Below are 7141 nucleotides of genomic sequence, written 5' to 3'. Positions count from 1 at the left end.
TATGCCGGGGCTACCGAAGGTACCTAACGCGCTAAATATGAAGATTACGAGCGATGGCGTAATAAGCGGACTGGCATGAAATTTTATTTTTTGCGCATCCATTTTTGTTGCGTGCACGCCTTGGGGTTTAAGCTTAGCTCACCGGTCTAGTCGTGATTTAAGCTTAGCATTCGTAGGTACTCAGATGAGAGCGGAGTAGAGTTACCGATTTGCAAAATTTAGCTGAATTTGCTCGCTTGCGGGTAAATTTTAAGTGCGGGATTTTGCGGATCGGCTTTGATTTTTAAAAACAGAGGCGAATTTGACGAGAATTTGACGTTAGGCTCGCCTTTTAAAATTTGACGAATTGCCCATAATTTCTCGCCAAAGCGGATAAAATTGCTTGCCTTTTTGGCGAATCGCCACTAATCGTAAATTTGAGATTTTTACGTCAAATTTAGGGGAAAATCGACGTAACGTATTTTGGCGTTTTTATTGATCAAATTTGCCTAGGCAAGCCAAAAATCCTGCGCGAAACAGAGCTAAATTTTAACCTTCTCCCACGGCTCAATCCCGCCTGCAACCTCCTCAAAAATGCTAGCTATTTCTATATTTTTTACGCTTAAATTTCGCTCGTAAACTACTCTGTCGCGCGATTTTAGCTTCTCTTGCAAAAAGGCGAATTCATACTCGATCTGACCGCGAGAGACGGCTATTTTGGCTAAATTTCGCTCGTCAAATTCGCCAACTTTTCCTGCATCAAATTTATACCCGCGAGCGCAGCTCTGCGCATAAACCTCCGCCAGATACGCATTTATCGCCTCTAGCGCGTTTTCGTGCGCGTAAAAGCGGTCAAGCTGCGGGTGATTTTTGTAGCCTTTAGTAAGCCCAGCCAGCACGTTTTTAGCTAGCAGCGCCTCGCGCCACAGCGCCAGGAGCCCCCTTGCGTCGAGATATTTAAAGCTTATCGTCCAAAGTCTCATTTTCGCCTTTCGTTAAATTTCGTCGTCAAATTCGGCGCGCTTCGCGCCGTAGCCTGAGCGGCGATAAATTCGCGCCTTAAATTTGGCCGCGCCCTAGATTAGAGGCTAAATTTTATCTCACCGCGCATTTAAATTTGCCCGCTCATTGCAGCTTGCCTCTGCATAGCACGGGGATCTTTTCTATGACCTCGCCGCCGCTAACGAGGTAGGCGAACTCGTGTAAATTTACGACGGGGCAGATGTGGTTTGGATAAATTTCGAGCCGATCGCCCACGCGCACGGCGTCTCGCAGCGCTCTGTCGTAGATGATCGCATGCTCGTCGTAAATGCCATTTATCCACACATCTGTGCCCTTTATGCGCCCGAGCCCCGGCGTTGCCGTAAAGCCCTCAGTGCGCCTTTGCTGCGTGAGCCCCTTGGCGCCGACGTCGGTGATGATGCGATCCGCCGTAGGTCTGCTGATGACGGTCGTAAGGATGCTTGCGGCGTTCATCGAATAATCGCCGTATGCCTGCGCCTGCGAGGCATCCATAAAGATATAGGTGCCCGGGCGGATCTCGGTGACGCCTTTTAAAATTTCAAAATCGTTGATGAGCGATGGCGTCGAGCCGATACTAACGACGCGTGCAGGCAGAGCCAGCTCGCGCGCGATATCCGCAAACTCCAGCGTGCGGCGCTGCGCGGCTAGGTGGATGCGCTCGCATTCGCTCTTATCGGCGGCCTTGTAGGAGTGGCCGTCGTGGGAGAATACGCCGCGGAATTCTATATTTTTACAGCTTTTTAGAAATTTTATAAACGCCGCGAAATCCTGCTTTTCTACGAAGCCAGAGCGGTTTTCGCCCACTTCGATCTCGGCAAGCACGCAGGCCTTTGCGCCGCTGCGCTCAAAGGCGCGCTCTATCAGGCTCGCCTGCTCTATGCTGTCGATGCCGAAGCTTAAGTTTATCCCCGCGCGCAAAAGCGCGACGATGCGCTGAAATTTTAGCTCGCCCACGATCTCGTTTGCGATAAATATATCTTTCAGCCCGTTTGCCGCCATGATCTCGGCTTCGCCCGTTTTGGCGACCGTGATACCCGCAGCGCCGAGACTTTCTTGCAGCTTCGCGAAATAGGGAATTTTGTGCGTTTTGGTGTGCGGGCGCAGGCTCACGCCCGCGGCGTCTGCGTAGTTTTGCATCTTTTGCAGGTTGCGAAGCACGATTTCGCGATCAATCAGCAACGCCGGCGTGTCGATCTCTGATACCATCATAAGCTCACCTCCTCGTTAAATTTACGAAATTAATACAGTCGCGCTTAGTAGCTGCGCCCGTTTTGCGGCGGCGAAATTTTAAAATTTAGCGCCGCTTGCAAAGGGCAAAATTTACGTGTCGCCTGTGCAAACGGAATTTGCGCGCCGTAAATTTAACACTGCTTGCGAAATAGCGGCCTGCTCGCTGCAAATTCGGCTCCCTTCGCGAAGCGTTTAAATTTGGCGAGCAAATTTCTTGCCGCAACAAAGCAACGCCGGCAAAAGCAATATCGCGCGCTGTATGAAAAAATCAAAATAAAATTTTAAAATGCGTCGAGTAAAAATCAATACGCGCGCCGTACCGCTAGGCTCACGTAGTTTTCGGCTCCGCTTCACGCCGTTTTATTCCTCGCGCGCTCCGTTTTTCTTGCGGCACATATTCGCGTTAAATTTTTTGGCAAGCGACCCGGCACACTATCTGTTTCCGCACCGCCGCCCGTGTTTTTTACTAAAGCTCGTTTTGTGCCGCACGCTGCACATCGCCGCCTATTTTAGTGCCGCCGCTCGTTTCCGTAGCGACACTTCATTTCTAGCGCGCCTCGCCTCGAGATTTTCTATTTTTTATCTTGTAGCACCTTGTCGCGCCATTTCGAGTTTGCTTTATTGTCGGTCGCTACGTCTTTGGATATCTCGGCCGCCGCTTCGAAATTTTTACTCACGCCCTCTTTGGAATTCTCGTATTTTAGGGCGTTTTCGCTTCTGATGCCGATGCTTTGCGCTTCGCTCGCGGCGTCAATATTAGCGCCTAAAAAGATAAATTCCCAGTCGTATTTTTCCTGCTTGTCGCTAATCATCTTTTTGATCTGCGCTTTGGAGTATTCGCGGCTTGAGTTCTCCTGCCCGTCGGTGATGATGACGAAAAGCACGCGATTGTTTTTGGCATAGATGTCTGGCACCCGCTCGATACGCGCTATCGTGCTGCCGATCGCGTCAAGTAGCGCGGTGTTGCCGCCGGCGTAGTACTCTTTAGACGTTAGATTTTCGACCTTCTTAAGCGGCGTGCGGTCGTGGATGACATTAAATTTCGTATCGAAAAGCACGGTCGTGACGCTGGCGTCGATGCCCTCTTTGCGCTCCTTTTCTATCATCGAGTTAAATCCGCCGATCGTATCGCTCTCAAGCCCGCTCATCGAGCCTGATTTATCTAAGATCAGCACCAATTCCAGGTGATTTACGCCGTCTTTATTATCGAGCGGCGTGGCGAGCTCTATGCTTTTGGCAAACATTATGCCCGCAAGCGCGGCTACAAGAAGGATGATTTTTTTCATAGGGGCTCCTTTGTTAAAATTTCATTATTTTACTATTGTATCGCTTAATCAATGAAATTTTATCGCTAAAGCTTTGCCGCACGCCCCTGCTACGTAAATTTTAATACGAAATTTTGTCGTGGAATTTTAACGTATCCTTGCAAGAGACGCCGCAAAATTCCGCGCGATATAGAATTTTGCATGGCGCAGAATTTCACCGCGAAATTTTAAGACGTAGAATTTTATGCAGCGCGAAATTCTGCGTGTAAATTTATGCGGCACGGAATTTTATAACGCCGCAAAATCAAACGTCTGCGGATCTGCTCCGTTTCGCGCTGAGGTAGCTTCCGATCTCGCTTATCAAGACGCCTGCGAGGATGAGCGTCGCGCCTAAAATTTGCATCGCGTTTAGCCTTTCGCCGCCTACGAATACCCCCATAATGCCCGCCGTTACGGGCTCTAGCGTGAAAAACAGAGCGGTTTTTACGGGCGTCGTGTATTTTTGCATCAAAGCCTGCGCAAAAAAGCCAAAAACCGTTCCCAGCAGGCAGATCACCGCCATCGCGACGAAAAAGCTTTTATCCATCACCGGCACGATGCTGACTCTTTCAAAAAAGATCGTCGCGAAGCAGCAAAGCGCGCTTAGGCAGAGGATCTGTACGTAGGCGATGCCCGCTACGTCGCAGCTTTGCACGAAGCGGTTGGTCAGCACGATGTGAAACGAATACGCGCACGCGCAGACTAGCGCCAGCGCTTCGCCCTTGCCGAGCCCAAGCTGCGTATCGCCGATGAGATAGAGCCCAGCGATCGCAAGCGCGATGCCAGCGTAGGCGTAGGAGTAAATTTTATGCCTAAACAGCGCTGCGGCGATGAAGGGCACGAGCGCGACGTTTAGGCCGATGATGAACGCCACGGAGGAGCTTTGCGCAAATTTAAAGGCGAAGGTCTGCGACGTAAAACCCGCGAATAAAAACAGGCTAAGCACTGCGCCGTGCTTGATCTCGCGCGAAGTTATGGCCTTGAGCTTTGGGAAAAATATCGCGCCTGCGATGATGCTTGCGGCGAAAAAGCGCCAAAATAGTAGCACGAAGACGTTGTTGCTCGTAAGTGCCTGCGAGGTGGGCAGATACCCGAGTCCAAAAGCGATCGCTACGAAGAGCATTCCGATGTCGGCTCTAAATTCCAAACTTTTATTCATCTGCGTCCTTTTTGAAAATTTAAAGTCGTAATTTTACGAAATTTTAGGTAAAAAATAGGCTAAATTTTGGCGGAGCGATTTGGAATTTAGGATTTTAAAATCGCGAGTTAAATTTTAAGTACCCGGCTTGTCTTTTTGGGCTTGCGCGCACTTGTCGCGCACTCGTTGCCGCCGCTTCGCTACGGCTTGTCATAAATGCACAGCTGCTGCTCGCACAATCATTGCGCCGCTTCGCCGCAACTTGTCATAAATTTTCACGGCTTTGTCGCTTTTTGTCGCAACCTTTTGCGGCCACGGATTTAGGGAAAATTTAGATATTTTTAGCGTTAAATCAAGCTCAAGAATTTTACTCGCTCGCTTCGGCTTTTGAAATTTCAGCGAGCTTTTCGGATATAAAATTTTGCAAAAAATCTATATCCCTTCGTGCATATAAAAATCCCACCCCGAATTTAACGCCGCTAATTTTGCCTCGTATGCTGATTATTTTTATGCCTCTTATAAACCATACGGCGTAGGTCATCTCGTCAAAGCCCTTTCATTAAATTTAGACGCTAATTTGGCGCTTTATTCTCTATCTTCGGCGCTAAAATTTTGCTCGCTTAGCTTTTGGTGAAAATTTACTATAAACATATAGGCTTCTTCTATATGGTAGTCGGAGAGTTTTACTAGCTCGCCTCCTATATATTCAGGCGGTCTTATTTTTGTATATGTTCTACGTCCCGCGACCAACACGCCCCTGTCCGGTATATTTAGTAGATTATGAAAGGTTACATATTTTCCGAGATTGTCTATATATTTTTGATCCGTTACATTGTTTTCGCCGTCTATTTCAAGAAGCAGCAGGTGATCATCTTTTGATAACTTAAGCCCTATTAAATATTTACCTTCCTTATATTTGGCGATAGAGGCTAGATAAAATGAATCTTTACTTTGATAAACGGTCGATTTTTTTATAAGCTCGCCTCGGCCATTTAGCTTTATAATATCAACGGTATTGCTTGTTTCAAATAACATCAAAATCGAGCCGTCGTCGCTCTCGATCATATCTTTTAAAAAATACCCGCGCATATCTATTTTGGTTTCAAATATAAGGTTTCCGTCCGGGTTAAATTTAAGAATTCCTAGATTTTTTACGACCAGAATAAAACCTCCGTCACTCGTTTTTAATATCTTTATAAGACCATCTTTCGGTTCTTTAATTTTCTTTACCTCCGGTTGCTTATCCGGGGATGTTCTATCGTAAATGTAACTGTTATAAAAAGTATCTGGCAGATGCGAAACGTCGATCGGTTTCTCCCAGATTATTTTTGCGTTTTTATCCATTCTAAATATATTATTTCCATAATCGCACGCCACAAATTCATCATTATCCGTCGGAGCTATCTGTTTTAGGGCGCGAGGAAGCGTATTTGAGATTTTATATGTCGCCTTATCTACGATGTAGGCCGCCTCTTCGTTTCCTAATACGTAGTAGCTTTGCATCTGGGCTGCTATTAAATTTCCTCTTCCGATGAAGCTTTTATCGATTATTTTTCTCCAAATTTCGCGCCCGCTCTTATCAACCTTCATAAAAAGATCGGGGCTTCTACCGCTTTCGTATTCTCCGGCCAATATATATCCGTCGTCGGTAGATACGGCCATATTGATAGACGAAAAGCCGTTTTGAGAAAAAGGCAGATCCCAAACAGGCTTTGATTTGTCTATATTTTTACTTGAATCCTCTAGCTCTTTGCTTCCTATCTCATTTTTTATGGGTTCTTCTGTTAAAGTATTTGTATCATCGTTATTTTTTATAACGCTTATAAAACCTTTAAAATCGGACACCAAAGATATAATCATGCGGCGTTCGTCTAAAGGTAGCGCCGAATTTACATCATCAGCCTCTGGCATATAATAGCTTTTTAGGCGGGTAGGCTCAAATCCGCCGGAAATATCTAAGACGTCTATGCTCGGCAAAGCCGTATCGTCCGAGCCGTCTTTGCTTCTAGACAAATATATTATTTCGTCATCCCCGCCGATATCAAAAGTATAAATTCTATTACTAACGGTATAGTTATTCAGATGCTCGATATCGTCTATGTTTTTGATGCCGTAAACATTAAGAGTATGAAGTTCGTTTGCGTATAGATATTTTTTATCGGCAGAAATTTGCAAATTTATAATGACTCCGAAATTATCTCGTTTATAAACCTCTTTTATGTTTTTCGGATCGCTCACGTCAAGCACATGAAGACCCGCGAAGTCGGACATGAAAACGTATTTGTCCGAGTATACAGCTATATCGCCTTTTTCTATCGGATTAAAGGTCTCCATACCTATAAACTCGCCTAACATTTTTATATTATCCGACGAAATATCTAAAATAACCATACCGTTTTTGGCTTTTACGTAGGCTAGTTTATTATTTTCGCTTAGCCTTATTTTGGAGAGACCTTTGGCTTGAAAT

5 protein-coding genes and 1 pseudogene are annotated in these 7141 nt (G+C 46.2%); all 6 read right to left on the bottom strand.

Annotation, left to right across the window (positions count from 1 at the left end; genetic code table 11):
* Window positions 1–521: 521 nt before the first annotated feature.
* The gene (locus Q0198_RS03335) at window positions 522–962 is read right to left on the bottom strand and encodes a pyrimidine dimer DNA glycosylase/endonuclease V (protein WP_297894956.1); all 441 of its coding nucleotides are present in this window, start codon (window positions 960–962) and stop codon (window positions 522–524) included.
* 142 nt (window positions 963–1104) lie between these two features.
* Window positions 1105–2211 (bottom strand): alanine racemase, encoded by a 1107-nt coding sequence (locus tag Q0198_RS03330; protein WP_297894953.1) that lies wholly within the window; start codon window positions 2209–2211, stop codon window positions 1105–1107.
* A gap of 593 nt (window positions 2212–2804) precedes the next feature.
* A complete protein-coding gene (locus Q0198_RS03325; protein ID WP_297894951.1) occupies window positions 2805–3518 on the bottom strand; it encodes a vWA domain-containing protein in 714 nt (237 codons plus the stop codon).
* Window positions 3519–3801: 283 nt separating this feature from the next.
* Window positions 3802–4695, bottom strand: a complete 894-nt coding sequence (locus Q0198_RS03320; protein ID WP_297894949.1) for a DMT family transporter — start codon at window positions 4693–4695, stop codon at window positions 3802–3804.
* A 346-nt stretch (window positions 4696–5041) separates the two neighbouring features.
* Window positions 5042–5215 carry a hypothetical protein gene (locus tag Q0198_RS03315; protein WP_297894947.1) on the bottom strand — a complete coding sequence of 58 codons (174 nt, stop codon included), beginning with the start codon at window positions 5213–5215 and terminating at the stop codon, window positions 5042–5044.
* 44 nt (window positions 5216–5259) lie between these two features.
* Window positions 5260–7141 (bottom strand): annotated as a pseudogene (locus Q0198_RS03310) (hypothetical protein); the annotation flags it as partial.

This window comes from uncultured Campylobacter sp., assembly GCF_938045205.1.
Taxonomy (GTDB): domain Bacteria; phylum Campylobacterota; class Campylobacteria; order Campylobacterales; family Campylobacteraceae; genus Campylobacter_B.
This window is presented reverse-complemented; position numbering and strand designations above follow the sequence as displayed.